The following is a 1,630-nucleotide window of genomic DNA, read 5'->3' as shown; positions in this document are numbered from 1 at the left end:
TACCGGGAGCGGAGACGCCCGGGTGGAGCAACTCCCCGATGGAACCCGGCACCTGATCATCCGGCTCTCCAACGACCACATCACCGGATTCCGGGGAGTGTGGGTCGGCTCTGCCGACCTGTCCAGAATGGTCAGCCTGGGTGTCCTCGACAATGAATCCGGCATCTTCACCATCCCGGACGGCATTGATCTGGCCCAGTACCCCATCGTGGACGTCTCCAACCAGCCATACAACGGGAACCCGGCCCACTCCGCCGACAGCATCGCCCGGGGAACGCTCAACCCGAAAACATGATCCTCGGATGCTGTGCGTGAACCCTCGCGGGGCGGCGATACTCAGGGTGCCCTGGATCGCTCAGCCTTGCCTGGCCGCCAGCAACCCCCTGCATGTCAGTTATCCAAACAGGTCGGGCCGAGCAGCACCTTCAGATCGCCGAACAGTGACGGGCTCGGGTTGACGCGCAGGTGCACCGGCAGGCCCATGACCTCCACCCGGGTGTCGCCCTGCAGGTGCAGGCGGACCTCCGAATTTCCGCGGTGGGTGCGCAGCACGTCGCCCAGCTCGGTGACCACGGCCTCGGTGGCCTTGTGCGTGGCCATGGTGATCACCACGGGCCCGTTCTGGCTGTCGCTGAGGTCCGGCACGGAGAGTTCCATGCAGTTCAAGGTGACGGCGCCGTCGTCGCGCCGCTGCAGCCGGCCCTTGACCACCACGATCAGGTCCTCCGCGAGCACCGAGGCGATGGGGCCGTAGACCTGGCCGAAGAACATGACCTCCATGGAACCGGCGAGGTCCTCGATTTCGGCCCGGGCGTAGGCGTTGCCGCTGGCCTTGGCGATCCGCCGGCTGAGCGAGGTGATCATACCGGCGATGGTCACGATCGAGCCGTCCGGCGGGCCGTCTTCGGCGATGATCGAGGTGATCGACCGGTCGGCGTGCTGGCTCAGGAGCCCTTCAAGTCCTTGCAGCGGGTGGTCGGAGACGTAGAGGCCGAGCATGTCGCGCTCGAACGCCAGTTTGTCCTTCTTCTCCCATTCCGGCAGGTCCGGGATCTCGGTGCTGAGCTGGTCCTCAAAGCCGGCGAAGAGGTCGAACTGGCCGATCGCCTCGTTGCGCTTGAGGGTGATGACGGAGTCGATCGCTTCTTCATGGATCATGGCCAGGGCCCGCCGGGGGTGGCCGAGCGAGTCGAAGGCGCCGGCCTTGATCAGGGATTCGATGGTGCGCTTGTTGCAGACCACTGCCGGGACCTTCAGGAGGTAGTCCTTGAAGGAGGTGTAGGCGCCTTCTTTTTCGCGCGCCGCCACCATGGCTTCGACGGCGTTCACGCCGACGTTGCGGATGGCGCCCATGCCGAAGCGGATGTCGGTGCCCACCGGGGTGAAGTTGAGGGCTGACTCGTTGACGTCGGGCGGCAGGACAGTGATGCCCATGCGCCGGCATTCGTTGAGGTAGATCGCCGACTTGTCCTTGTCGTCGCCCACTGAGGTCAGCAGGGCCGCCATGTACTCCGGCGCGTAGTGCGCCTTCAGGTACGCGGTCCAGTAGGAGATCACGCCGTAGGCGGCCGAGTGCGCCTTGTTGAAGGCGTAGTCGGAGAACGGCAGCAGGATGTCCCAGAGGGTCTTG

The 1,630-nt window shown here is 65.3% G+C and carries 1 protein-coding gene and 1 pseudogene; one reads left to right on the top strand and one right to left on the bottom strand.

Going from position 1 to position 1,630, the window contains the following annotated elements; genetic code table 11:
• Positions 1-295 (top strand): annotated as a pseudogene (locus tag LQV45_RS30810) (hypothetical protein); the annotation flags it as partial.
• Between the two features lie 95 nt (positions 296-390).
• Here the strand turns inward: LQV45_RS30810 and LQV45_RS30805 are convergent.
• Positions 391-1,630: OB-fold nucleic acid binding domain-containing protein (locus tag LQV45_RS30805; RefSeq protein ID WP_230011078.1), on the bottom strand; the 1,240-nt coding region annotated here is incomplete at its 5' end.

Source organism: Microbacterium sp. Bi128 (assembly GCF_918698205.1).
This window is presented reverse-complemented; position numbering and strand designations above follow the sequence as displayed.